The organism is Spirillospora sp. NPDC048823 (assembly GCF_043198445.1).
Lineage (GTDB): Bacteria > Actinomycetota > Actinomycetes > Streptosporangiales > Streptosporangiaceae > Spirillospora.
In genome coordinates, this window is sequence record NZ_JBICUT010000005.1 from 373,180 (window position 1) to 396,303 (window position 23,124).

Sequence of the window (23,124 nt, forward strand, 5' to 3'; positions counted from 1 at the left end):
CTAGGCACAGTGCCGTCCAACGCGGCGCCGTCGAAGGCAGTGCCACCGGAGGGGGCAACGTGACCGAGCCAGCCAATCCGCTCCGCGACCCGCGGGACAAGCGCCTGCCGCGGGTCGCCGGGCCGTGCGTCCTCGTGCTGTTCGGGGTCACCGGGGACCTGTCCCGCAAGAAGCTGCTGCCGGCCATCTACGACCTGGCGAACCGGGGGCTGCTGCCGCCGGGCTTCTCCCTGGTCGGCTTCGCCCGCCGCGAGTGGGACCACCAGGACTTCCGGGAGATCGCCCACGAGTCGGTCAAGAAGCATGCGCGGACCCCGTTCCGCGAGGACGTGTGGACGCACCTGTCGGAGGGGATGCACTTCGTCCCCGGCACGTTCGACGACCCGGGCGCGTTCGACGCGCTGTCGATGGCCGTCAAGGAGCTGGACGAGACACGCGGCACGGGCGGGAACTACGCGTTCTACCTGTCGATCCCGCCGAAGTTCTTCCCGCAGGTCGTGGAGCAGCTGCAGCGCTGCGGGCTGGCCGAGCCCAAGGAGGAGGCCTGGCGCCGGGTCGTCATCGAGAAGCCGTTCGGCCACGACCTGAAGAGCGCGGTGGAGCTGAACGACACCGTGCACCGCGTCTTCCCCGAGGAGTCGATCTTCCGGATCGACCACTACCTCGGCAAGGAGACGGTGCAGAACATCCTGGCGCTGCGGTTCGCCAACGCGATGTTCGAGCCGATCTGGAACCGCTCCTACGTCGACCACGTGCAGATCACGATGGCCGAGGACATCGGCATCGGCGGCCGCGCCGGGTACTACGACGGGATCGGCGCCGCCCGCGACGTCATCCAGAACCACCTGCTGCAGCTGCTGGCGCTGACGGCCATGGAGGAGCCCACGTCGTTCAGCGCCGAGGCCGTCCGCGCCGAGAAGGCCAAGATCCTCTCCTCGGTGCGGGTACCCGGTGATCTCGCGGAGTCCACCGCGCGCGGGCAGTACGCGGCCGGCTGGCAGGGCGGTGTGAACGTCCGCGGCTACCTGGAGGAGGACGGCATCCCCGCCGACTCCCGGACCGAGACCTACGCCGCGATCAAGCTGGAGATCGAGAACCGGCGCTGGGCGGGCGTCCCGTTCTACCTGCGCACCGGCAAGCGCCTCAGCCGCCGGGTGACGGAGGTGGCGATGGTGTTCCAGAAGGCGCCGCACCTGCCGTTCTCGCATACCGACACCGAGGAGCTCGGGCAGAACGCCCTGGTCATGCGGGTGCAGCCGGATGAGGGCATCACGGTCCGGTTCGGCTCGAAGGTCCCCGGCACCTCGATGGAGATCCGCGACGTCAACATGGACTTCGCCTACGGCGAGTCGTTCACCGAGACGTCGCCGGAGGCGTACGAGCGGCTGCTGCTGGACGTGCTGATCGGCGACCCGCCGCTGTTCCCGCGCCAGGAGGAGGTCGAGCTCTCCTGGAAGATCCTCGACCCGATCGAGGAGTTCTGGGCGAGCCGCGGGGGTCTCGACCAGTACAAGTCCGGCGGCTACGGGCCGGACAGCACCGATGAGCTGATGTCGCGCGACGGGCGCGTCTGGCGGCGGCTCTAGTTGAACGGGGGCTCTGCATGAACATCGACCTCACCGGTACCACCACCCGCAAGATCCAGGACGCGCTGACGCAGTCCCGGCATCTGATGGGCGGCCCCGCCGTCGGCATGGTGCTCACGCTGATCATCGTGACCGACGAGTCGGCGCAGTACGACGCGGTGCGCGCCGCGACGGAGGCGGCCCGCGAGCATCCCTGCCGGGTGCTGACCGTCATCTCCCGCGACCCGCGCGGCGGCTCGTCCCGGCTGGACGCCGAGATCCGGATGGGCGAGACGGGCCCGGGCGAGACGGTGCTGCTGCGCATGTACGGGCCGCTCGCCGAGCACGCCGACTCGGTGGTCGTCCCGCTGCTGATGCCCGACACGCCGGTGGTGACGTGGTGGCCGGGCGGCAAGGTGCCGAAGGTGCCGGCCAAGGACCCGCTCGGGGTGCTGGCGCAGCGCCGGGTCACCGACTCCTACGCGGCCCGCGACCGGCTCGGCACCCTCGCGCAGCTCGCCGAGGGGTACCGCCCGGGCGACACCGACTTCACGTGGACGCGGCTGACCTCGTGGCGGTCGCTGCTGGCCGCCGCGCTCGACCAGGACCACGACGAGATCACGGGCGGCGAGGTGACGGCCGAGCCGGACAGCCCGAGCGCGGAGCTGCTGGCGGCGTGGCTGTCGGTGCGGCTGGGCGTCCCGATCGGCCGGGCGGTCTCCGAGGGGCCCGGAATCACGGGCGCACGGCTGGCGACGACCGGCGGCGACATCCAGATCCACCGGCCGGACGGGCGGGTGGCGACGCTGTCCCGGCCCCGGCAGCCCGACCGGCAGGTGTCGCTGATGCGGCGCCCGATGGCCGAGCTGCTGGCCGAGGAGCTGCGCCGGCTCGATCCCGACGAGGTGTACCGCGACGCCGCAGCCCGGTTCGCCAAGGACCTCGCGGGCGGGTCGACGCAGGAGGGCGTGGCGAAGGAGCCGCTGTCGGCGACGGCGGAGGCGGCGCGGACCGAGCCGGCCGGGGAGGCCGCCGAGGGGGACGCGGACGCGTCCGGCGGGCGGGGTGAGGCGTGAACGCCCCGTCGGTCCTGGTCCACCGCGACCAGGGCGTGCTCGCCGAGGCGGCCGCGGCGCGGCTGGTGACGCGGATCGCGGACGCCCAGGCGGCGCGGGGTTCGGCGTCGGTGGTGCTGACCGGCGGCGGCGTCGGCACGGCTGTGCTGGCCGCGCTGGCCGGCACCGGTGCGCGCGATGCGGTCGACTGGGGGCGCCTGGACGTGTGGTGGGGGGATGAGCGGTTCCTGCCCGCCGGTGATCCGGAGCGCAACGAGACCGGCGCCAGGGAGGCGCTGCTCGACCACGTCCCGGTCGATCCGGCGCGGGTGCGTCCGATGCCGGCGGCGGACGGGCCGGACGGCGACGATCCGGAGGCCGCGGCGGAGCGGTACGCCGCCGAGCTGCGGTCCGCCGCGCGCTCCGGCGGCGGGGGCCCGGTGCCCTCGTTCGATGTGCTGATGCTGGGCGTGGGCCCGGACGCGCACGTGGCGTCGCTGTTCCCGGGCATGCCGGCGCCGCGCGATGAGCGTCCGGTGGTGGCGGTGCGGGGCGCCCCGAAGCCGCCGCCGACGCGGATCTCGCTGACGTTCCCGTCGCTGCGCGCCGCCCGCGAGGTGTGGCTGCTGGCGTCGGGCGGCTCCAAGGCCGAGGCGGTCGGGCTGGGCCTGTCGGAGACGGACCCCGTGAAGGCCCCGGCCGCGGGCGCGCGGGGCCTTGAGCGGACCCTGTTCCTGCTGGACAGGGCGGCCGCCGCTCAGCTTCCGCCGGGGCACGGCACCGCATCCTGAAGCCGCCGGCGAGCATGGGCGGGGCTTGACCCGCCTGAGAGAAAACCGAAGAGTACGGCTCCTTCCGCATGCCTTCCGCAAAACCGCGCATAACCTGACGAAGAGGTAACCCGCGTCGAGCGTGAGGAGTCTCAAGGTGCTCAAGGGCCGGACCTGGACGGCGAGTGCGGCGATCATCGGGGCGGCGGTCATCGCGGTCGCCGGCTGCTCGTCCGGTGGCGGCGGCGGCGAGGGCGGGGACGGCGGCAAGGCCGCGGACACGGTGAAGCTGTCCATCACCCCACCGACCGGTACGAAGCAGGTCGCACCCGACAAGCCCGTCGTCGTCCGGGCGGAGAACGGCAAGCTGACGAACGTCACCCTCACCTACGGCGAGAAGGACACGAAGGCCGAGGGCACGCTCGCGGCGGACGGCACGTCGTGGCGGTCGTCGTGGACGCTGAAGCCCTCCACCACGTACACGCTCACCGCGAAGGGCACCGGCCAGGGCGGGAAGCAGGTCGACGCGACCTCCACGTTCACGACGCTGAAGCCCGCCGGGAAGCTGGAGAGCGGCATGTCGCCGCTGGACGGCGAGACGGTCGGCGTCGGCATGCCGGTTCAGCTGCTGCTGTCACGGCCGGTGAGCACGAAGGCCGGCAAGGTCGCGGTGGAGAAGGCCCTGGAGATCCAGATGTCCAAGCCCGTCCAGGGCGCCTGGTACTGGGTCAGCGACAAGGAGGTCGACTTCCGTCCCCGCGAGTACTGGCCGACCGGCCAGAAGGTGAAGGTCACCGCTCACCTGGCGGGCGTGAAGGTCGCCGACGGCGTCTACGGCGTCGAGGACCGCGCGGCGAGCTTCACCGTCGGTGAGCGGCACATCACCACCGTCGACGCCGACAAGCACAGCGCGACCGTCACCGAGAACGGCGAGACGGTGAAGACCATGGATGTCAGCCTCGGCAAGCCCGGTCACGAGAGCTACAGCGGGACGATGATCGCGCAGGAGAAGGCGAAGAAGATCATCATGGATTCGGCGACCACCGGGAACCCGGGCGAGTACCGGATCCCCACGAAGTGGAACGTGCGCCTCACCTACAGCGGGGTGTTCGTGCACTCGGCGCCGTGGTCGACCGTCGCGCAGGGCAGCGACAACGTCAGCCACGGATGCGTGAACATGTCCGCCGAGAACGCCAAGTGGTTCTTCGACTTCACCAACCGGGGCGACATCGTCAAGGTGGAGAACACCGGCCGGAAACTGAAGTTCGGCAACGGCCCGACGCCGTGGGCGAAGTCCTGGGAAGGCTGGCTGGAGGGCAGCGCGATCGGCAAGCCGGTCACGGGCACCCCTCTCAAATGACCCCCGCCCCGCAAGCCGCCGGTGAGATCACTGGCACACTTGGTTCCATGCAGAAGCTCTCGTTGGACGCACTGGTACGGGACCATCTCAAGCGCGCCGCCGCGGCCTCCACCGGACGCAGCGCCGACACCGTCTACGGCGGTCACGAGCACGTCCTTCGCCAGACGCTCATCGCGCTGACCTCCGGCACCACGCTGTCGGAGCACGAGAACCCCGGGGAGGCGACGATCACGGTCCTGCACGGGCGGGTACGGTTGCTGAGCGGCGATGACTCCTGGGACGGGATCTCCGGCGACCTGCTGATCATCCCGGCGGCGCGGCACAGCCTGGAGGCGCTGGAGGACTGCGCGATCCTGCTCACCGTCGCCAAGACCCCCTGAGCGACGCCGCCTGACCGGGGCCTGCCGCCCCGGCCCGCCGGGCGGGGCCCGCCCGAGGTCAGCCGCGCCGCAGGTGCGCGAGGCAGGCGCCGGGTTCGGCGAAGGGCTCCAGCCGGTCGGCCTCGACCGGCGCGTCCAGTTCCGTCAGGGCCCCCTGCATGAGGCCGAGGTGGACGTCGCAGACGAGCGGCCCGTACTCCTCGGCGAGTTCCAGGAACGGGCAGTGCCGCAGCCGGATGACGTCCCCGTCGGGTTTCGGGGCGAAGTCGAGGTCGTCGAGGAGGTTGGTGAGCCGGCCGGCGGCCTCCTCCTCGGTCATCCGCTTGAACGGCGGCGGGCGGTCGACGAGGAACCGGCCCCATTCCCGCCCGGCCTGCGCGGCGTTCTCCCTCGCCTGCGGGCCGTCCGCCGCCAGCCGGCTGAGGAGGATCTGGGCGAGCAGCCGGTAGCCGCGGGCGCCGCCGCGGTCCATCCCGGCGCGGGGGGTGTAGACGGTGCGGGGCCGTCCGGGGCCGGAGGGCTGTTCGACGGTCCTCTCCACGGCTCCCTCGGTGGCCAGGGCGTCCAGGTGGAACCGCGCGGTGTTGGCGTGGACTCCGAGCCGCTCGGCGATGTCGGTGACGCCGAGGGGCCCGCCGGCGTCGCGGAGGGCGTCCAGGATCTCGCGGCGGCGCGGACCTTCCGATGTCATGGCGCTCGGCCTCCCTTCCCGATGTTCTTACGAATATACCTGTAATAATCGTGGCAATCGACGTGCGCCGTGGCGCGAATACCAAAGTCGATGGTTGCGCCGACCTGCGGCCGCTGCCCCCGACGACCCGCCGTGGCTAACGTTGAGCCCGTGGATCTCGGGCGATCGTGGCGCGACTGGCTCGGCGACCTGGCGGTCACCGCCGGGGCGGCGCTGCTCGGCACCCTGATGCTCCTGGCATCCCTGAGCGACTTCCCCGAGGGTTCCAAGACCGCGATCCCCCGGGACATCGCCACCGGGGCGGTCTCCTGCGTCATCCTGCTGCTGTGGCGGCGCCGGTACCCGGTCGCCGTCGCGCTCGTGATGCTCGCGCTCCAGATGACGGCGGCGACCGTGCTCGGCACCGCCGCCGCGGCGGTGTTCTCCGTCGCGATGCTCCGGCCATGGCGGACGAGCATCCCGGTCGCGGTCACGGCCGTGCTGGCGTTCCTGGGGCTGTTCTGGCTCGCGCCGCTGTCGGAGCGCGAGTTCCAGGAGGGGAGCGTCTCCTTCGGCCTGCTGTACGCGGTCCTGGTGTCGTCGGGGATGCTGGTGCGGTCCCGGCGGCAGCTCATCGCGTCGCTGGAGGAACGGGCCCGCGCCGCCGAGACCGAGCAGCGGCTGCGCGTCGAGGAGGCCCGGCTGCTGGAACGCGAGCGGATCGCCCGCGAGATGCACGACGTCCTCGCGCACCGCATCTCGCTGCTCGCCGTGCACGCGGGGGCGCTGGAGTTCCGCCCGGACGCGCCCGCCGACCAGCGCGAGGCGGCGGGCGTCATCCGCCGGAGCGCGTACGAGGCGATGGAGGACCTCCGCGAGGTGATCGGTGTGCTGCGGGACGACACGCCCGGCACCGACCCGGAACGGCCGCAGCCGACGCTGGCCGACGTGGCCGGGCTCGTCCGGGAGTCGCGGCGCGCGGGAGGCCGGATCACCCTGGACGAGGACGTCCCCGACCCGGGTCGCGTCCCGCCGCGCATCGGGCGGCACGCCTACCGGATCGTCCAGGAGGGGCTGACGAACGCCCGCAAGCACGCGCCCGGCGCCGACGTCCGGGTGCGGCTCGACACCCGCGCGGGCCTGGACATCGAGATCGTCAACGCGCTGCCGCCCGGCCCGGCGCCCGCGCTCACGATGCCCGTTTCGGGTGCGGGCCTGGTCGGCCTCGCCGAGCGGGTCGCCCTGGTCGGCGGCACGCTGGAGCACGGCCGCACCGGCGACGGCCGCTTCCGGCTGCGCGCCCGCCTCCCGCTGTAGCCCGCGCCCACCTCGCATTGCCGCACCGAACGGTGGGAAGGTGGGAGGCATGGCATCGAACTCCGCACCCCGGCCCGTCCTGGAGGAACTCGACCGCGCCGCCTGCATGCGGCTCATCGGCGACGGCGGCATCGGCCGCATCGCCTTCGACGACGGCGAGGGGCCCACGGTCATCCCGGTGAACTACGCCGTCGACGGGGACGCGGTGATCTTCCGGACGTCGGTCTCGGGCCGGCTCAACCGCAGCCTGCTGACGTCCGTGGTGGGCGGCGAGGTCAGGGCCGCCTTCGAGGTCGACCGGTTCGACGAGCCGACCCGCGAGGGCTGGAGCGTCCTGGTGCGCGGCGGCGCCCACCCGCTGAGCGACGAGGAGAAGGCGACCGCCGCGCAGGTCCGGCCGTGGCCCGGCGGCGAGCGCGAGGCGTGGTTCCGGCTCGCGGCGCAGGAGGTCAGCGGGCGGCGCCTGCACCGGCCGTGATGCCCGGCAGGCCGTAGGGTGACGCCATGGACTCCCCGCCCATCCGCGTGCTGATCGTCGACGACGACGCGCTCGTCCGCGCCGGCCTGTCGATGATGCTGTCGAACGCCGAAGACCTCGAGGTCGTGGCGGACGTCGCCGATGGCGCCGAGGTGGTGTCCGCCGTGAACCGGCACCGGCCCGGCGTGGTCCTCATGGACATCAGGATGCCCCGGCTGGACGGGCTCGCGGCGACCGAACTGCTGCGCGCCCGCCGCGACCCGCCCGAGATCATCATCCTGACGACGTTCGACACCGACGACCACATCGTGCGGGCGATGCGGGCGGGTGCGAGCGGCTTCCTGCTGAAGCACACCCCGCCACCGGAGATCGTCCGGGCGATCCGGGAGGTCGCGGCCGGTGAGCCGATGATGTCGCCGGCGGTGCTGCGCAAGATGATGTCCTATGTCGCCGACTCCGGCGCCGACCCGCGCCAGGCCCGCGCCCGGGACCTGCTGGGCCGGCTGAGCGACGGCGAGCGCGCCGTCGCCGCGCTCGTCGGACGCGGCCGCACCAACAGCGAGATCGGCAGGGAGCTGTCGCTCAGCGTCGCCACCGTGAAGGCGTACGTGTCGCGGCTTCTGACGAAGCTGGATCTGAACAACCGCGTCCAGATAGCCCTCCTCGTCCACGACGCCGCCCTCGACGACTAGGTCTTCGGCCCGCGCGGCTTCAGGGGGACGTTGCGGAGGAGCAGTGCCGCGACGAGGCCCGCCGCCAGGACGGGCAGGGCGGTGAGGAACAGGTCGGAGAAGGCGGCCGCGAACGCCTCCGCGACACCGTCCTGCACGGGCCCGGGGAGCGTGGACAGGACCTCGGGCCGGACGGCGTCGCCGAACGCGGGTACCTGGCCGTCGGGGACGCGCCGTCCGATCTCCTCGGCGAACCGGCTCGAGATGATGGTGCCGAAGACGGCCATGCCCGCGGCGGTGCCGAGCATCCGCGTCGCGAAGACCCCTGAGCCGGCGGCGCCCAGGTCGCGGCTCGGGGCGGCGTTCTGCGCGATGAGCATGACGACCTGCTGCGACAGTCCCGCGCCGAACCCGAGCAGCGCCATGTAGCACCCGGCGGTGAACAGGCCGGTGTGGACGTCCATCGTCGCCAGCAGCGCGACGCCGGCCGCGCTGAGCGCCATGCTCGCGGCGGGCAGCCGGTGGTAGCGGCCGGTCCGGTGGATGTAGGTGCCGGCGCCCATCGCGGCGGCGACGAGGCCGAGCATCATCGGCAGGAGCAGCAGGCCCGAGTCGGTCGCGCCCACTCCCCCGACGACCTGGAAGAACATCGGCAGGTAGGTGGCGAGCCCGAACCCGGTCGCGCCGCCCACGGCCGCGACGGCGCAGGCCACGGCGAAGGACCGGTCGCGGAACAGCCGCGGCGGGATGACCGGCTCGGCGGCCGTCCGCTCGGCCAGGACCCATACGGCGAACAGCACCACCGCCGCGGCGGCGAGCCCGAGGACGACCGGCGAGGTCCACGCGTACCGCGTCCCGGCCCAGCTGGTGAACAGGGTGAAGCAGGTGACCGCCGCGCCGAGCAGGACGATGCCGGGGTAGTCGATCCGCGGCCTGCGTTCCGGCCGGGGCAGCCGCAGGAACAGCACGGTCGTCGCGGTGGCGGCGAGGCCGAGCGGCAGGTTGACGTAGAACACCCACCGCCACGAGGCGTGGTCGGTGAGGAAGCCGCCGATCAGCGGGCCCGCGATGCTGGACACCGCGAAGATCAGCGCGGAGTAGCCCTGATACTTCGCGCGCTCGCGCGGCTCGAACAGGTCGCCGGTCAGCGCGAACATCGAGCTCAGCAGGCAGCCGGCGGCGGCGCCCTGGACGACGCGGAACACGATCAGCCAGTTCATCGACGGCGCCGCCCCGCACGCCGCCGACCCCGCCATGAACCCGAGGAGCCCGATCAGCAGGATCGGCCGGCGCCCGAACAGGTCCCCCAGCCGTCCCGACAGGGGGACGGTGACGCTGGTGGCCAGCACGTACGCGGTCGACACCCACGCGAGCCGGTCGAGCCCGCCGAGGTCCCCGACGAGCGTGGGCAGCGCGGTGCCGAGCACCGTCGCGTCCAGCGAGGACATGAGCCCGGCGAGCATCAGCCCGCCGAACACCAGCAGCCGGTGCCGGCGGCTCATCGGCGCGGTCGTGTCCGGGCCGGGTCGTTCCGTTGCAGTCATGTGCACCTCACATTTATGTGCTTTGAGCAATTGAATGCTAGACGCATGCAGATGTGGGATGCAACCTAGCTAAGATGCTCACCATGAGCGAGGAGTCGTCGCACAGCGGAGCGGGGCAGGACAGCGGAGCGGGGCACGACGGGGCGATGGACGCCGTCGAGCGGAGCATGGTCAAGCTGCGGCGCGGCATGTCGCGGCAGCGGCTCGGCAAGGCGGCGATCCGGGAGCACAACCTCCCCGTGGACGTCCAGATCCTGCACGTCGTGGACATCATCGACGAGGGCCCCGACCACGCCGGCCAGGAGATGAGCGTCGGCCTGGTCGCCACCCGCCTCGGCGTCGACGCCTCCCGGGGCAGCCGCATCGTCGCCGAGGCCGTCAAGTCGGGCTACGTCCGCCGCGTCGCGTCCCAGGAGGACGGCCGCCGCATCCACCTGGAACTCACCGGCGCCGGGCAGGCCGTCGTGGACGCCACCCGCCGCACCCGCCACGAGCACTTCGCCAAGGCCATGAGCGACTGGACGGACGAGGAGCGCACCGAGTTCGCCCGCCTCCTGTCCCGCTTCGTCCACACCTACGACGACTGAGCGACCCCACCCCAGGCGAAAAGGGCACGACAGGCGTCCGCGCAACGGCGCAGAATGGCGCTCTCGGCGGCGTGCGAGGCGCCGTCCGCCCGACGGGAGCGGTCCCATGATCGACGCCGACACGGTCACGCGGTACGGCCTGCCGGGCCATCTCAGGTCGGTGCCCGACGAGATCGACGCACGCGACCTGCCCGTCACCGGGACACTGCCGCCCGAGCTGAACGGACGCTACATCCGCAACGGCCCCAACGCCCTTCCCGGCGCGGCCACCGGGCACGCGCAGGTGGGGCCCGGCATGCTGCACGGCGTCCGGCTCCGGCAGGGCCGCGCCGAGTGGTACCGCAACCGGTGGGTGCGGACGGGCGCCTTCGCAGGACGGCCGTTCGCCGGTCCCGACGGGAGGCTCGACCTCACCGCGACGTCGGCGAACACCCATGTGATCCGCCACGCCGACCGCGTCCTCGCGCTCGTCGAGGTCGGCCTCCCCCACGAGGTCACCCCGGACCTCGACACGGTCGGGCCCTGCGACTTCGGCGGACGCCTGACCACGGCGATGACCGCCCATCCCAAGCTCGACCCGGTCACCGGCGAGCTGCACTTCTTCGGCTACGGGATGCGGCCGCCGTTCCTGACCTATCACCGGCTCGACGCCGCCGGGCGGCTCGTCCACAGCCGGGAGGTCACGGTCCCGGCGGGCACGATGATGCACGACTTCGCCATCACCGAGCACCATGTCGTCTGGCTCGACCTGCCGGTCACGTTCCAGCGGCACCTCGTCGGCCGGGCCATGCCCTACATGTGGGACGACGCCTACGGCGCCCGCCTCGGCGTCATGCGCCACGACCGCCCCGGCGCCCCTGTGCACTGGTTCGAGATCGACCCCTGCTTCGTGTTCCACGTCGGCAACGCGCACGAGGACGAGGGGCGGATCGTCCTGGACGCCGTCCGGTACACCAAGGCCGAGTTCACGTCGCTGTGGGACCTGCTGTCACAGATGAAGGTCCCTCCGGGAGGGGCCACCGCCGGACGCGCCCGCCTCCACCGCTGGACCCTGGACCCCGGCACCGGCACCGCCGCCGGACAGGCGCTGGACGACCGCGTCGTCGAGTTCCCGACCCTGGACGACGAGCGCGTGGGACGTCCCGCCCGCTACCTGTACACGGTCACCGGGACCGAACCGCTCAGCCGCGACGAGTGCGCGATCGTCAAGTACGACACCGCCACCGGAGCCGCCACCGCCCACGACCTGGGCTCCGACACGATGATCGGCGAGGCGGTCTTCGTCCCCGCAGGCGGCCGCCGGGGCGAGGACGACGGCTGGCTCGTCGCCATCGCCACCACCCGCGACGGCACCGCCTCGCGGCTGCTCGTCCTGGACGCCACCGACGTCCGCCCGGTCGCCGCGGTGGAACTGCCGAGGGGCGTGCCGTCCGGTTTCCACGGCTCCTGGATCCCGGACGACTAGGCTCGCCCGAGTGGACGAGGCCGAACTTCTGACGCAGGCCCGCGCCGGGGACCCGGCGGCGTTCGACAGGCTCGCCGCCCCGTACCGGAGTGAGCTGAAGGCGCACTGCTACCGCATGCTCGGCTCCCTGCACGACGCGGAGGACGCGCTGCAGGAGACGATGCTCGCCGCCTGGCGCGGCCTGGGCGGTTTCGAGGGACGCAGTTCGCTGCGAACCTGGCTGCACCGGATCAGCACCAACGCGTGCTTGAGGTTGAGCTCGAAACGCCCGCGGCGCGTCCTGTCCCCCGACCACGGTCCGCCGCGCAGCGGCACCGACGACCTCGGCGAGCCGGTCACCGGCCCGGTGTGGCTGGAACCGTGGCCGGACGTCCCCGCCGACGATCCCGGCCCGGCCGGCGCGTTCGCCCGCCGCGAGGGCGTGGAACTGGCCTTCGTCGCCGCGTTGCAGCACCTGCCGGCCACCCAGCGGGCGGTGCTCATCCTCCGGGAGTGCTGGAGTTCTCCGCCGCCGAGGTCGCCGGGTTCCTCGACCTCACACCGGCCGCCGTCAACAGCGCCCTGCAACGCGCCCGCAAGGCCGTCCAGGAACGGGTACCGCCCACCACGCAGCGGACCGAACTGTCGGCGCTCGGCGCGGACGGGCAACGCGAGCTGATCGACGCCTTCGTCACCGCGTGGGAGCGCGCCGACGTCGACACACTCGTCACCCTCCTCGCCGAGGACGCCCGCTTCACCATGCCGCCGCTGCCCGCCTGGTTCGACGGCCGCGACAGCGTCGTCCGCTTCCTCACCGAACGGGTCTTCGCCACGCCCTGGCGCCTCGTGCCGATCCGGGCCAACGGGCAGCCCGCGTTCGCCTGCTACCAGGGAGAGCCCCGGCAAGGAGATCCTCATGTTCGGCAGTCACACGCTGTGGAACGACCTCCTCGCCGCCGGCCTGGTCGACGAACTGCACCTCATGATCGGCCCTGCCTTCCTGGGCAGCGGCACGCAGGTGTTCAAGGGCCCCGCCCCGGTCCGGCTGCGACTCCTGGAGTCCCGCGCCCTCCCGAACTCCAGCCTCGTCCTCACCCGCCACGCCCCCGCCGAATAGCGCGTCCACCCCGGCGGCCTCCGCGCCGCCGGGGTGGCCACGCAAACCGGGCCGCACTACCTTGAGTGCGGTGGACTTCGTCAAAGCGGCCGCCCTGATCGCCCTCGGCTCGGGCCTGCTGTGGGGCGGCTGGGTGGAGGTACTCGCCTGGTCCCGTCGGCATCGGCGCGGAGTACGCACGGTCGCGATCGTCGTCGGGCACCGCTCACCGGTCACCGCGAGTCCCGGAACCATGCAGCGGTCGGGAGTCTTCGAGTTCAGGACCGAGGACGGCCAGGTGGTTCAGGCGACCAGTTCGCTGTCCAGCCCGCGCGGCCCGAAGGTCGGAACCCGGATCCCCATCGTGTACGACCCGGCAGACCCCGCGGGCAGCGCGGACCGCCCCGGCGTCCTCACCTTCAAGATCGTCGCAGTGGTCCCCGTCATGCTCGCCATCGGCACGGCCCTCATCATCTACGGCGCCACGTTCCTGACCTGACGGACCTCAGGAGAGGCGCTTGCGGAGCAGGCAGAACTCGTTGCCCTCCGGGTCGGCGAGGACGACCCAGCTCTCCTCCCCCGTCTGCCCGACGTCGGCGTGCCGCGCCCCGGCGGCCAGCAGCCGCTCAAGTTCGGCGTCCTGGTCGCGATCCGTGGGGTTGACGTCGATGTGCAGCGGCAGCTTGCCCGGCCTGGCGTCCTCGCTGGGACTGAGAACGAGCGTCGGCTGGAGCCCTCCGCCCCCTTCCGGGGGACCGATCTCGATCCCGTCGTCCTCCCGGGCCAGCACCACGAACCCCAGCACCTCGCACCAGAACTCCGCGAGCCTCTCCGCATCACGGCAGTCGAGCACGAGCTCACTGATCCGACACGCCACAGCCTTCACCCTCTCCCTTCACGCGAGGTCGAACGCACCGCTCTTCACCTCGTCCAAGAACACACGCCACTCCCCCTGCGAGAACCCCAGCACCGGCCCCGCCGGATCCTTGGAGTCACGTGCGGCGACCGCCCTCCGCAACTGCGCCACCTCGACACACTGGGTGCCTTGCCCAGAGCTGTAGCTACTCGTGCGCCATACAAAGCTTGAAAGACCCTGTTCACTCATAGATCGGACAATATCCGTTCGATGAGCATCCGAGAATCCGTTTCGGACAGTGCGATCTTTCGAAGCTGGTCGAACGCTTCGTTGTAGTGGTCGACGTCCGACGGCTCGTCCACGTACCAGCTGCGGGTTAGGCTGTCGATCGCCACGACCTCGAACAGCTCGTCTGGCCCGATCCCCAGGATCGTGAAGGCACCCTCGCCGCCAGGATGGGCCCCTGCCGAGAACGGAAGGATCTGAAGCGCGATGTGCGCTAAATCTGCCATCGTCAGCAGCTTGGTCAGCTGTTGCCGCATGACCGCGGAGCCGCCCATCATTTGGCGCAGCGCGGTTTCCCCGATTATGGCCGATATGTTCGGTGGGTCTTGTTCGTGGAGCCGTTGGCGACGCAGCCGAAAGCTGACTTCGGTCTCGATATCACGCGGGCTGCGGAGCTCACTTCCCGAACCTGCGATCACGGCTCGCGCATACTCCTCCGATTGCAGGAGACCGTGCACCAGCAGCGGCTCGTAGATCCGAGCGCGCGAAGCGTCGGCCTCAAGAGCGGCGAAGTCGACGACGCCGGGTTCCAGGCGCTCGTTGAAGTCGTGCCACCAGCCGTTCTGGCGCCCCTGCTTGGCCAGGGAGAGCAGGCGCTTGCGGACGAGTTCGTCCGTGATGTCGTACATATCCAGGATGTACTTGAGGTCGCGGGGGCGGATGGCGCGATGGCCGTTCTCGTAGGCGCTGAGCGACGCCTGTGAGCGGTCGAGGAGGCGGCCGGCGGCGCCCTGGGTGAGCCCGAGATCCTCACGGAACTTCTTCAGGGCGTCGCCGATCTTTCGGCGGCGATACGTCTGCCGGTCTTCGTATCTCATACCGCGAGAATGTCACGCTGTGTACGTGATCGGTTCGATCCCGTGAAAGTTAGAGATATTCGTTCTTACGCCTATCACGGGGTCGATGGAGTGATCATCGAATACTTCTCACCTCCTCCAATGGTGTTGATGCGGTGACGGAGGGCGATCAGCCTTGGCGGGTGACATTCGGAGGAGGAATCACGATGACATCCGCCAAGGTGGGAGAGCTGGAGCTTCTCGCCGTGCTCACGCTTCCCGGCGTGGAGCGTTCCGTCCGGCATGCCCGGCTGTTCCTGCGGGACACGCTCGTCCCGGGACTCGTGCCGCCGGACGACGAACTACTCGACGACATGGCGCTCGTTGTGGCCGAGTTCGCGGGGAACGGGATCAGGCACACCGCGTCCGGGCGGGGCGGGGAGATCCACATCGCGTTGTGGGCGGGTGACAGTGTTCTGCGGGCCGAGGTCAGTGACGACGGGGCGGGTGGGGAGCGGCCGGTTCTGCGGGACGCGCAGGACGGGGAGAGCGGGCGCGGCCTGCAGATCGTCGACGCGCTCGCGTCCCGCTGGGGACACCGGCCCGACGGCCCGCGCACGACCGTGTGGGCCGAGTTCCCCGCACGGGTGCAGCGCTGATCCGCCTACACCCGTGGTTGCGGCTCGGGCGCGTCGCGGTACCCCAGAAGTTGCGGGGAGGGTCCGCACGGCCGGGCCGTGAGGGGGAATGCCCCGGCCGGGCCGACGTCTAGGCTGGTCGCATGGGTGGTTGGTCCGGATTGCGCGGCCGGGCGGCGGACGGGATCCTGGCCGGTGGCGTCCTGCTGCTGGTGGCCGCCGGCAGCCTGCGGTCGCTGATCGGCACCCGCGAAGAGCCCTGGTCGGTCACCGCCCTGTCCTGGGTTCTGATCATCGCCGCCTGCGGTGCCCTGTACTTCGGCCGCCGTCGTCCGGTGGCGGTCGCGGCGGTCGCGGTGGCGGCCACGAGCGCCCACTACGTCATCAGCGCGTACGACGGGCCGCTGATGATCGCGCCCATCGTCGCGCTCTACATGATCGCGGCCCAGGGACGGATCCAGGCGGCCGTCGCCGTCGCCGCCCTGATCGTCATCGCGACGGGGGCGGGGACGCTCGCGGGCGCCGAGGACGTCAACGGGGTCGCGGTGTTCATGCTGACCGGGTGGGTCGTGGCGATGGTGGCGCTGGGCTGGGTCCGGCACAGCCGCCAGATCTACCTGCGCGAGGCCGAGCAGCGCGCCGCCGGTGAGGAGCGGCTGCGCATCGCCCGCGACCTGCACGATGTGGCGGGGCACCACATCTCGCTCATCAACGTCCAGGCCGGGACGGCGCTGCACCGGTTCCAGCGGGACCCGGCGCAGGCGGAGGCCGCCCTCGCCGCGATCAAAGAGTCGAGCCGGGACGCGCTGCGCGATCTGCGCGCGACGCTCGGCGTCCTGCGACAGGCCGATGAGGAGGCGCCGACGGCGCCCGCTGCGGGTCTCGACAGGCTCGGTGAGCTGGTCGAGTCGGCGCGGGCGGCGGGACTCACGGTCCATGTCCGCTCCACGGGCGGGGACGCGCCGCTGTCGGCGGGTGTGGACCTGGCCGCGTACCGCATCGTGCAGGAATCGCTGACCAACGTGGTCCGGCACGCCTCCGCCTCGGTGGCCACCGTGCGCATCGAGCGCGGGCAGCGGGCGGTTCTCATCGATGTCGCCGACGACGGCCGGGGCGGGGCCGCGGACGCCATGGGCGGCGGCGTCCGCGGGATGCGGGAACGCGCCCGCGCGCTGGGCGGCGAGCTGACCGCGGGCCCCGGGCCGGACGGCGGTTTCCTCGTCCGGGCCTGCCTGCCCCATGGGAACGGAGCCTCATGATCAAGGTTCTGCTGGCCGACGACCAGCGGCTGGTGCGCGCCGGATTCGGCTCCATCCTCGACGACGAGGACGACATCACCGTGGCCGGGGAGGCCGCGAACGGCGAGGAGGCCCTCGCCGCCTGCCGCGCGCTGCGTCCGGACGTGGCGCTGATGGACATCCGGATGCCCGGCATGGACGGGCTGGAGGCCGCCCGGCGCATCACCTCCGACCGTCGTCTCGACGGCGTCAAGGTCGTCATCCTGACCACCTTCGACCTAGACGAGTACGTGTACGGTGCGCTGCGGGCCGGCGCCGCCGGCTTCCTCCTCAAGGACACCGACCCGGAGGAGCTGATCCGCGCCGTGCGGGTCGCGGCGCGCGGGGACGCGCTGATCACCCCGTCGGTCACGCGCCGCCTCATCGCCGAGTTCGCCGGGCGGGTCAAGGCGCCCGTCCCCGGCCCCCGGCTGAAGGCCCTCACCGACCGGGAACGCGAGGTCATGCTGCTCGTGGCCGCCGGGCTCAGCAACGACGAGATCGCCGCCCGCCTCGTCCTCAGCCCCGCCACGGCCAAGACCCACGTCAGCCGCATCATGTCGAAGCTGGACGTGCGGGACCGCTCGCAACTGGTCGTCCTGGCCTACGAGTCCGGGATGGTCAACCCGGGCTGGATGACCGGCGGGCCGCAACCGCCGGGGTAGGCGGGCCGCCGCCCCGCAACTCGCGGGGTAGGACGAGTGCCAGCCGGAGGCCGATGCCGCGCGGCATGCCGTGCCCGGAGGCTGGCCTGTATGAGCGCACCATCCAATAGGGCCACCGGCGCTTTCGTCGGCCTCCTCGCCGGCGGGGCCGCGGGGTTCTTCCTCACCGAGTCGGTCGCCGCCTTCTTCCATTTCGCTCTCGACCGCACGCTCGACGTGGACGGCACCGGCGCTCTGCTGGCCGTCTTCATCGGCGTCCCGATCCTGTGCGCCGTGCTCGGCGCCGCCATCGGCGTCCGCCTCGGCGGACGTCAGGGAGGTTGACCGCCATGTCCTCGACCACAGAGTCCCCGAACGCGGGGTCCCCGAACGCGCGGACGGGAACGTTCGGCCGCCTGGCCTCCTGGTCGCAGCGCCACCGATGGACCGCGCTCCTGCTGTGGGTGCTGGCGGTCGCGGCGATCACGGTCGGCTCGCAGGCCGCCGGCGCGACCTACCACAACGACTTCTCGCTGCCCGGCACCGATTCCCAGGCCGCCGCCGACCTGATGGAGGAGCACGGCTCACTCCAGGCGGGCGCCACCGTCCAGATCGTCTTCAAGGACGCCCGGGGATTGAGCGGCGACCGCACCGCCATCGACGGGATGCTGAACGAGGTGCGCGGGCTGCCGAGCGTCGCCGACGTCCAGCCTCCGGGCACCGGCTCGATCTCCGAGGACGGCACGATCGGCTACGCCGCCGTCACCCTCGGCGGCTCGGCCGAGGACGTGCCGTCCGCGCACGTCACCGAGATCATCGAGACCGCGAAGTCCGCCGGCGGGGACGGCCTCCAGGTCGAACTGGGCGGGGACGCCGTCCGGGGAGCGCAGGAGGAAGGCGGCGGAGGCGCCGAGGGCGCGGGGATGCTGGCCGCGCTGGTCATCCTGATCCTGCTGTTCGGCTCCATCGTGGCCGCCGCGGTCCCGCTGGTCACCGCCCTGTTCGCGGTCGGCGGCGCGGTCGGGCTCATCGCGCTGGCCTCGCACGTCTTCACCGTCGCCGACTTCACCCCGCCGATCATGATGCTGATCGGGCTGGGCGTCGGCGTGGACTACGCCCTGCTGATCTTCTACCGCTACCGGCACGAACTCCGCGGCGGCGCGGACCCGGCGGCGGCCGCCCGCACGGCGCTGGACGCGGCCGGCCGGACGGTCTTCTTCGCCGGCTGCACCGTCATCATCGCGCTGCTGGGGCTGATCGTCCTCGGCCTGGGCTCGCTCCAGGGCGTCGCGCTGGCCGTGGCGCTGACCGTGCTGGTGACCATGGCGGCGTCGCTGACGCTGCTGCCCGCGCTCCTCGCCGTGTTCGGCGGCCGCATCCAGCGGCAGGTCCGCAAGCGCGCGGGCCGCTCCCGGGACGACGGCTGGCGGCGGCTGGCCACGGCCGTGCAGCGCCGTCCCGTCCCCGCGCTGCTCGTCGCCGTCGCGGCCCTGCTCGCCCTGTCGGCGCCCGCCCTCGACATGCGGCTCGGCTTCGCGGACGCGGGCAACGACGCTCCGTCCACCACCACCCGGCAGGCGTACGACCTGCTGGCGGAGGGGTTCGGCCCCGGCTTCAACGGCCCGCTGGTCATCGTCGCCGAAGGCCCGGCCGCGCAGCTGCGGCCGACGCTGGAGCAGACCGAGGGGATCGCCGCGACGACCCCGCCGCTGCCGTCGAAGGACGGTGCGGTGTCCACCGTCATCGCGTTCCCGGACACCGCGCCGCAGGACGAGGCCACCGCCGGACTCGTCCACACGCTCCGCGACGACGTCCTCCCGGCCCTCTCCCAGAGGACCGGCACGGACTACCTGGTCGGCGGCCCCACGGCCGCCACGCAGGACTTCGCCGACTCGGTGTCGGAACGGATGCCGCTGTTCGTCGCCGTGGTCGTCGGACTGTCCGCCGTCCTGCTCATGGTGGTGTTCCGGTCGGTGCTGATCCCGGTCAAGGCCGCGCTGCTCAACCTGCTGTCCATCGCCGCCGCGCTGGGCGCCATCACCCTGGTGTTCCAGGACGGCCGGTTCGGCGCGCAGCCCGGCCCGATCGAGGCGTTCATCCCCGTGATGATCTTCGCGATCGTGTTCGGGCTCTCCATGGACTACGAGGTGTTCCTCGTCTCCCGCATCCACGAGGAGTGGGAACGCACCGGGGACCCCGCGCACGCCGTCCGCGAGGGCCTGGCCGCCACCGGCAAGGTCATCACCGCGGCCGCCGCCATCATGATCGTGGTGTTCGCGGCGTTCATCCTCAGTCCCGGCCGGATGCTGCAGCAGTTCGGCCTGGGCCTCGCGGTCGCCGTCCTCCTGGACGCCGTGGTGATCCGCTGCCTGATCGTCCCGGCGGTCATGCAGCTGCTCGGCAGATACGCCTGGTGGCTTCCCGGCCCCGTGGCGAAGCGCCTCCCGAGGGTCGCCCTGGAACGCCCCAGCTGAACGTGACGGTCAAGCCAGGGCGGTGCAGAGGGCGTCCAGCGCGGCAGGGTAGGCGGAGCCCTGCGGGGTGCTGTAGCCGGCGATGAGGCCCTGCGGGCGTCCGGCGGGGTTCTGCCAGTGGTCGCGGAGCGGCATGAGGGCGAGGCCGAGAGCTTCCGCGCGGTGCACGATCTCGTCCTCCCCCGGGCCGTCGTCCGGGAGGAGGACGAGGGCGTGCAGGCCGGCCGCGACTCCCCGCACGCGGACGTGCGGCACCCGCTCGCGGAGCGTCTCGACCAGGAGGTCCCGGCGGCGGCGGTAGCGGAGCCGCGACGCCCGGACGTGCCGGTCGTAGGCGTGGCCGCCGATCAGGTCGGCGAGGACGAACTGCCCCAGCCGTAGGCGGCGCTCACGGTCCCGCGGGAGAAGCCCAGTTCGAGGGCGAGCGCGCGGGTCGACGGCAGCGTGGCACCGGGAGGTTCTCCTTGACGAGCCCCCTGAAGACGGGCCGGTCAACAGGGTCCACATGGTGGCGGGCGGGATGTTCGTGATGTGCGACTCCACGGTCCCCGGCGAGGATCACGGGTTCCTCGACGACGCGACCATCGACTGGCTCGACCGGGCCCTCGCCGCGGAGCCCGGCACCCCCGCGTTCGTCTGCTTCCACCACCCGCCGGTGACGCTGGGCATCCCGTACGTGGACGCGATACGGCAGTTCGGCGAAGGACGGCTGGCCGAGGTCGTCGAACGGCACCCGCACGTCGTCGCCGTCCTGTGCGGGCACGCGCACACGGCGGCGGCCACGACCTTCGCGGGGCGGCCGCTGCTCGTCGCACCCGGGGTCGTCTCCACGCTCAACCTGCCGGGGCAAGGGGGCGACATCGCCGACTACGGCGCTCCCCCGGGGCTGGCGTTCCACGTCCTGGACGACGAGGGCCGCCTGATGACGCATTTCCGCACCGTCTAGCGGCGGGTCGTCCAGGTGCGGGTGATCTCCTCGGCGGCGTCGCGGACGAGGGTCCGGTAGCGGTCGACGGCCTCGGGGGTGAAGCGGTGGCGGGGTCCGCAGACGCTGATGGAGCCGTGGACCTCGCCGTCCGGGCCGAACAGGGGCGCGGCGACCGAGCCGGCGTCGGCCTGCCGTTCGCCGAACGAGACGGCGACGCCGTCGCGGGCCGTCTCGGTGAGGCGGGCGCGGAGGGCGGCGGCGTCGCCGGGCGTCCGGTCGGTGAGGGCGGCGAGCGGGCGGGACAGGAGGGCTTCGCGGCGGTCCTCGGGGAGGAACGCGAGGATCACGCGGCCGGACGAGCCCGCGTGCAGGGGGAACCGGCGGCCGACCTCGACCGTCATCTTGACCTCGCGGGGGCTCTCGAACTGGTCGAGGTAGACCCGCTCGTCCCCGACGAGGCCGGACAGCGTGGTCGTCTCGGCCGTCGCGTCCCGCAGCCCGCGCAGGACGGGCGCGGCGGCGTCGCGGACGTTGAACCCGCGCAGCGCGCTGACACCGAGCGCGACGGCGGCGGGGCCGAGCCGGTAGCCCGCCGCGCCGGCCTCCAGCACCTCGCGGGACACCAGCGACTGCAGGATCCGGTACACGACGGCCTTGGAGATGCCGAGTTCGCGGCTGATGGCGCTGACGCCGAGGTGTTCGGGCCCGCCGGCGAACAGCAGCAGCACGTCCGCGACCCGCCCGGCGACCTCGGTCCCCCCGGGGGCGGCCGCTCCCGGCGGTGCGGTGGCGGTCTGGTCGGTCACGGGCACGATCCTAGGGTTCAGCGGCCGCGGCGCAGGTAGCGGCCGACCGGGTCGCCGGCGATCTCTCCGCCGGCGCAGACGCGGTGGCCGCGGACGAAGGTGTCGGTCACCCTGGCCGTCATGGCGAAGCCCTCGAACGGCGTGTACTCCTGCGTGGATTCGGAGTCGGCGGCGCGGACCGTCCAGGAGACGTCGGGGTCGACCAGGGCGATGTCGGCGTCGTAGCCCTCGGCGATGGCGCCCTTGTTGAGGAGCCCGTAGCGCCGGGCCGGGTTCCAGGACGTCAACCGCGCGACGCGCTGGAGCGGCAGGCCGCGTTTGAGGCCCTCGCCGACGAGTCCGGGCAGCAGGTATTCGGCGCCGCCGAAGCCGGACTTGGCGAGGAAGACGTCGTCGCGGTCGGCGCCGAACTTCATCTCGTCGCGGCAGCAGGCATGGTCGCTGACGACCCAGTCGACGTCCCCGGCGAGGACGTGCCGCCAGAGCGCCTCGACGTCGGCGCGGTCGCGCAGCGGCGGGTTGACCTTGCCGCCGAGGCCGTGGGCGGTGTCGACGTCGGCGAGGAGGTGCCCGATGGTGACCTCGCGGCGGAAGTCGATGTGGGGGAACGCGCCCGCCATGGTGAGCGCGGCCGACAGCGCCTTCTCCGACGACAGGTGCAGCAGGTTGATGTTGGGCAGGCCGGTCTCGTGCGCGAGGTAGGACGCGATGGTGACGGCGAGGCCCTCCGAGTGCGGCGGGCGGGACGCGCTGTAGGCGCGCAGGCCGGTGAGCGACGGGTCCTGCTCGGCCATCCTGGTGTAGGCGGTCATGATCTCGGCGGTCTCGCAGTGCAGCGACAGCGAGATGTACGGCGCGTGGTCGGAGAGGCGCTCACGGGTCCGCTGGACGCCGCGCATGACGAACTCGAAGTGCGCGAGGTCGTAGCGTTCGCCGGGCGGCGTCATGAGGAAGTCGCTCTGGCTGGACGAGCGTCCGTGCAGGCCGTGGCTCCCGTAGAACATGAAGACCTTGAACGAGGTGACGCCGTGCTCCTCGACCAGGTACGGGATCTCGTCGATGTGCCCGGCCGCCATCGGCGCGAGGTGGAACGCGTAGTCGACGTAGGCGTTGCCCTGCGCGGCGCTCAGGACCTCGGGGAAGAACTCGCGGTAGGGGCCGCCCTTGTTCAGGTAGTACTGGCCGGTCCGCATGTAGGTCAGGGACGTGGTGACGCCGCCCTGCGCGCAGGCACGGCTCTCGGTGCGGGTGTCGGCGGCGAGGTCGTTGTAGATGCCCCAGTGCTGGTGGGCGTCGACGACGCCGGGGAACGCGAGCCGTCCGCCGCCGTCGATCACGGTGGCGGCGTCGTCCTCGGGGAGGCCGGGGGCGACGCGGGTGATGGTGCCGCCGGCGACGGCGATGTCGAGGGACTGCGGCCCGGTGCCGTCGGGTGCGTCGGGACGGACCACCCGCACGTTCTTCAGCAGCAGCTCGGTCGTCGCCATCGTGTCTCCTTCTCGG

The 23,124-nt window shown here is 72.3% G+C and carries 26 protein-coding genes and 2 pseudogenes; 20 read left to right on the top strand and 8 right to left on the bottom strand.

The genetic code is table 11. From position 1 onward, the window contains the following. The first annotated feature begins 59 nt into the window (after nt 1-59). From zwf to ACGFK0_RS15195, 5 genes are all read left to right on the top strand, one after another. The gene (zwf, locus tag ACGFK0_RS15175; RefSeq protein WP_392904919.1) at nt 60-1,586 is read left to right on the top strand and encodes a glucose-6-phosphate dehydrogenase; all 1,527 of its coding nucleotides are present in this window, start codon (nt 60-62) and stop codon (nt 1,584-1,586) included. A 17-nt stretch (nt 1,587-1,603) separates the two neighbouring features. After that, complete coding sequence (locus ACGFK0_RS15180; RefSeq protein ID WP_392904921.1) at nt 1,604-2,641, top strand: glucose-6-phosphate dehydrogenase assembly protein OpcA; 1,038 nt, start codon at nt 1,604-1,606, stop codon at nt 2,639-2,641. Further along, on the top strand, nt 2,638-3,411 hold the full coding sequence (gene pgl, locus ACGFK0_RS15185) for a 6-phosphogluconolactonase (RefSeq protein ID WP_392904923.1): 774 nt from the start codon (nt 2,638-2,640) through the stop codon (nt 3,409-3,411). The genes ACGFK0_RS15180 and pgl overlap by 4 nt, the downstream gene beginning before the upstream one ends. 136 nt (nt 3,412-3,547) lie before the next feature. Beyond that, nucleotides 3,548-4,750, top strand: a complete 1,203-nt coding sequence (locus ACGFK0_RS15190) for an Ig-like domain-containing protein (RefSeq protein WP_392904925.1) — start codon at nt 3,548-3,550, stop codon at nt 4,748-4,750. A gap of 47 nt (nt 4,751-4,797) precedes the next feature. Next, nucleotides 4,798-5,130: a cupin domain-containing protein gene (locus ACGFK0_RS15195; RefSeq protein ID WP_392904928.1), complete on the top strand. Its 333-nt coding sequence runs from the start codon at nt 4,798-4,800 to the stop codon at nt 5,128-5,130. Nucleotides 5,131-5,188: 58 nt separating this feature from the next. Here ACGFK0_RS15195 and ACGFK0_RS15200 read toward each other — a convergent pair whose 3' ends face one another. Then, on the bottom strand, nt 5,189-5,821 hold the full coding sequence (locus ACGFK0_RS15200; RefSeq protein ID WP_392904931.1) for a helix-turn-helix transcriptional regulator: 633 nt from the start codon (nt 5,819-5,821) through the stop codon (nt 5,189-5,191). 150 nt (nt 5,822-5,971) lie between these two features. Between ACGFK0_RS15200 and ACGFK0_RS15205 the strand changes: the two genes are divergently transcribed. Genes ACGFK0_RS15205 through ACGFK0_RS15215 form a run of 3 tightly spaced genes read left to right on the top strand, consistent with a single transcriptional unit; the run spans nt 5,972 to nt 8,287 of the window. Then, complete coding sequence (locus tag ACGFK0_RS15205) at nt 5,972-7,117, top strand: sensor histidine kinase (RefSeq protein ID WP_392904933.1); 1,146 nt, start codon at nt 5,972-5,974, stop codon at nt 7,115-7,117. A 49-nt stretch (nt 7,118-7,166) separates the two neighbouring features. Beyond that, nucleotides 7,167-7,595: a pyridoxamine 5'-phosphate oxidase family protein gene (locus ACGFK0_RS15210; RefSeq protein ID WP_392904936.1), complete on the top strand. Its 429-nt coding sequence runs from the start codon at nt 7,167-7,169 to the stop codon at nt 7,593-7,595. Between the two features lie 26 nt (nt 7,596-7,621). Next, entirely contained in the window at nt 7,622-8,287 is a 666-nt protein-coding gene (locus ACGFK0_RS15215) for a response regulator (RefSeq protein ID WP_392904938.1), read from the top strand. Here the strand turns inward: ACGFK0_RS15215 and ACGFK0_RS15220 are convergent. Further along, complete coding sequence (locus tag ACGFK0_RS15220) at nt 8,284-9,810, bottom strand: MDR family MFS transporter (RefSeq protein WP_392904941.1); 1,527 nt, start codon at nt 9,808-9,810, stop codon at nt 8,284-8,286. The genes ACGFK0_RS15215 and ACGFK0_RS15220 overlap by 4 nt on opposite strands. 83 nt (nt 9,811-9,893) lie before the next feature. On the opposite strand from ACGFK0_RS15220, the gene ACGFK0_RS15225 reads away from it, so the two are divergent. From ACGFK0_RS15225 to ACGFK0_RS15250, 6 genes and pseudogenes are all read left to right on the top strand, one after another. Continuing rightward, on the top strand, nt 9,894-10,397 hold the full coding sequence (locus ACGFK0_RS15225; protein ID WP_392904943.1) for a MarR family winged helix-turn-helix transcriptional regulator: 504 nt from the start codon (nt 9,894-9,896) through the stop codon (nt 10,395-10,397). 106 nt (nt 10,398-10,503) lie between these two features. Further along, nucleotides 10,504-11,862, top strand: coding sequence for a carotenoid oxygenase family protein (locus tag ACGFK0_RS15230; RefSeq protein ID WP_392904945.1), 1,359 nt, complete (start codon nt 10,504-10,506; stop codon nt 11,860-11,862). Nucleotides 11,863-11,872: 10 nt separating this feature from the next. After that, on the top strand, nt 11,873-12,520 hold the full coding sequence (locus ACGFK0_RS15235) for a sigma-70 family RNA polymerase sigma factor (protein WP_392904947.1): 648 nt from the start codon (nt 11,873-11,875) through the stop codon (nt 12,518-12,520). Beyond that, nucleotides 12,520-12,723, top strand: a pseudogene (locus ACGFK0_RS15240) (nuclear transport factor 2 family protein); the annotation flags it as partial. The gene ACGFK0_RS15235 and the pseudogene ACGFK0_RS15240, both read left to right, overlap by 1 nt. A 25-nt stretch (nt 12,724-12,748) precedes the next feature. After that, nucleotides 12,749-12,958 (top strand): annotated as a pseudogene (locus ACGFK0_RS15245) (dihydrofolate reductase family protein); the annotation flags it as partial. A gap of 70 nt (nt 12,959-13,028) precedes the next feature. After that, nucleotides 13,029-13,436: a DUF3592 domain-containing protein gene (locus ACGFK0_RS15250; protein ID WP_392904949.1), complete on the top strand. Its 408-nt coding sequence runs from the start codon at nt 13,029-13,031 to the stop codon at nt 13,434-13,436. Nucleotides 13,437-13,442: 6 nt separating this feature from the next. On the opposite strand, the gene ACGFK0_RS15255 is transcribed toward ACGFK0_RS15250, so the two are convergent. From ACGFK0_RS15255 to ACGFK0_RS15265, 3 genes are read right to left on the bottom strand one after another with little or no spacing between them, the layout of a single operon-like run. After that, entirely contained in the window at nt 13,443-13,814 is a 372-nt protein-coding gene (locus ACGFK0_RS15255; RefSeq protein ID WP_392904952.1) for a VOC family protein, read from the bottom strand. A gap of 18 nt (nt 13,815-13,832) precedes the next feature. Then, nucleotides 13,833-14,042, bottom strand: coding sequence for a DUF397 domain-containing protein (locus ACGFK0_RS15260; protein WP_392904954.1), 210 nt, complete (start codon nt 14,040-14,042; stop codon nt 13,833-13,835). After that, nucleotides 14,039-14,896, bottom strand: coding sequence for a helix-turn-helix domain-containing protein (locus tag ACGFK0_RS15265; protein WP_392904956.1), 858 nt, complete (start codon nt 14,894-14,896; stop codon nt 14,039-14,041). The genes ACGFK0_RS15260 and ACGFK0_RS15265 overlap by 4 nt, the downstream gene beginning before the upstream one ends. A 185-nt stretch (nt 14,897-15,081) precedes the next feature. Between ACGFK0_RS15265 and ACGFK0_RS15270 the strand changes: the two genes are divergently transcribed. The 5 genes from ACGFK0_RS15270 to ACGFK0_RS15290 all read left to right on the top strand — a co-directional run bounded on the left by ACGFK0_RS15270 (nt 15,082) and on the right by ACGFK0_RS15290 (nt 19,887). Next, entirely contained in the window at nt 15,082-15,513 is a 432-nt protein-coding gene (locus ACGFK0_RS15270; protein WP_392904958.1) for an ATP-binding protein, read from the top strand. Nucleotides 15,514-15,635: 122 nt separating this feature from the next. Continuing rightward, nucleotides 15,636-16,751 carry a sensor histidine kinase gene (locus ACGFK0_RS15275; protein WP_392904960.1) on the top strand — a complete coding sequence of 372 codons (1,116 nt, stop codon included), beginning with the start codon at nt 15,636-15,638 and terminating at the stop codon, nt 16,749-16,751. Next, nucleotides 16,748-17,434, top strand: coding sequence for a response regulator (locus ACGFK0_RS15280; protein ID WP_392904962.1), 687 nt, complete (start codon nt 16,748-16,750; stop codon nt 17,432-17,434). Before ACGFK0_RS15275 ends, ACGFK0_RS15280 begins: the two co-directional genes overlap by 4 nt. A 90-nt stretch (nt 17,435-17,524) precedes the next feature. Continuing rightward, on the top strand, nt 17,525-17,758 hold the full coding sequence (locus tag ACGFK0_RS15285) for a hypothetical protein (protein ID WP_392904964.1): 234 nt from the start codon (nt 17,525-17,527) through the stop codon (nt 17,756-17,758). Nucleotides 17,759-17,763: 5 nt separating this feature from the next. Further along, nucleotides 17,764-19,887: an MMPL family transporter gene (locus tag ACGFK0_RS15290; protein ID WP_392904967.1), complete on the top strand. Its 2,124-nt coding sequence runs from the start codon at nt 17,764-17,766 to the stop codon at nt 19,885-19,887. A 9-nt stretch (nt 19,888-19,896) separates the two neighbouring features. Here the strand turns inward: ACGFK0_RS15290 and ACGFK0_RS15295 are convergent, their stop codons facing one another. Then, nucleotides 19,897-20,430 (bottom strand): hypothetical protein, encoded by a 534-nt coding sequence (locus tag ACGFK0_RS15295; protein ID WP_392904970.1) that lies wholly within the window; start codon nt 20,428-20,430, stop codon nt 19,897-19,899. Between ACGFK0_RS15295 and ACGFK0_RS15300 the strand changes: the two genes are divergently transcribed. After that, nucleotides 20,417-20,833, top strand: a complete 417-nt coding sequence (locus tag ACGFK0_RS15300) for a hypothetical protein (protein ID WP_392904972.1) — start codon at nt 20,417-20,419, stop codon at nt 20,831-20,833. The genes ACGFK0_RS15295 and ACGFK0_RS15300 overlap by 14 nt on opposite strands. On the opposite strand, the gene ACGFK0_RS15305 is transcribed toward ACGFK0_RS15300, so the two are convergent. Continuing rightward, entirely contained in the window at nt 20,830-21,621 is a 792-nt protein-coding gene (locus ACGFK0_RS15305; RefSeq protein ID WP_392904974.1) for an IclR family transcriptional regulator, read from the bottom strand. The two genes, ACGFK0_RS15300 and ACGFK0_RS15305, sit on opposite strands and share 4 nt — an antisense overlap. A 17-nt stretch (nt 21,622-21,638) precedes the next feature. Continuing rightward, a complete protein-coding gene (locus ACGFK0_RS15310) occupies nt 21,639-23,108 on the bottom strand; it encodes a dihydroorotase family protein (RefSeq protein ID WP_392904976.1) in 1,470 nt (489 codons plus the stop codon). Nucleotides 23,109-23,124 lie beyond the last annotated feature (16 nt).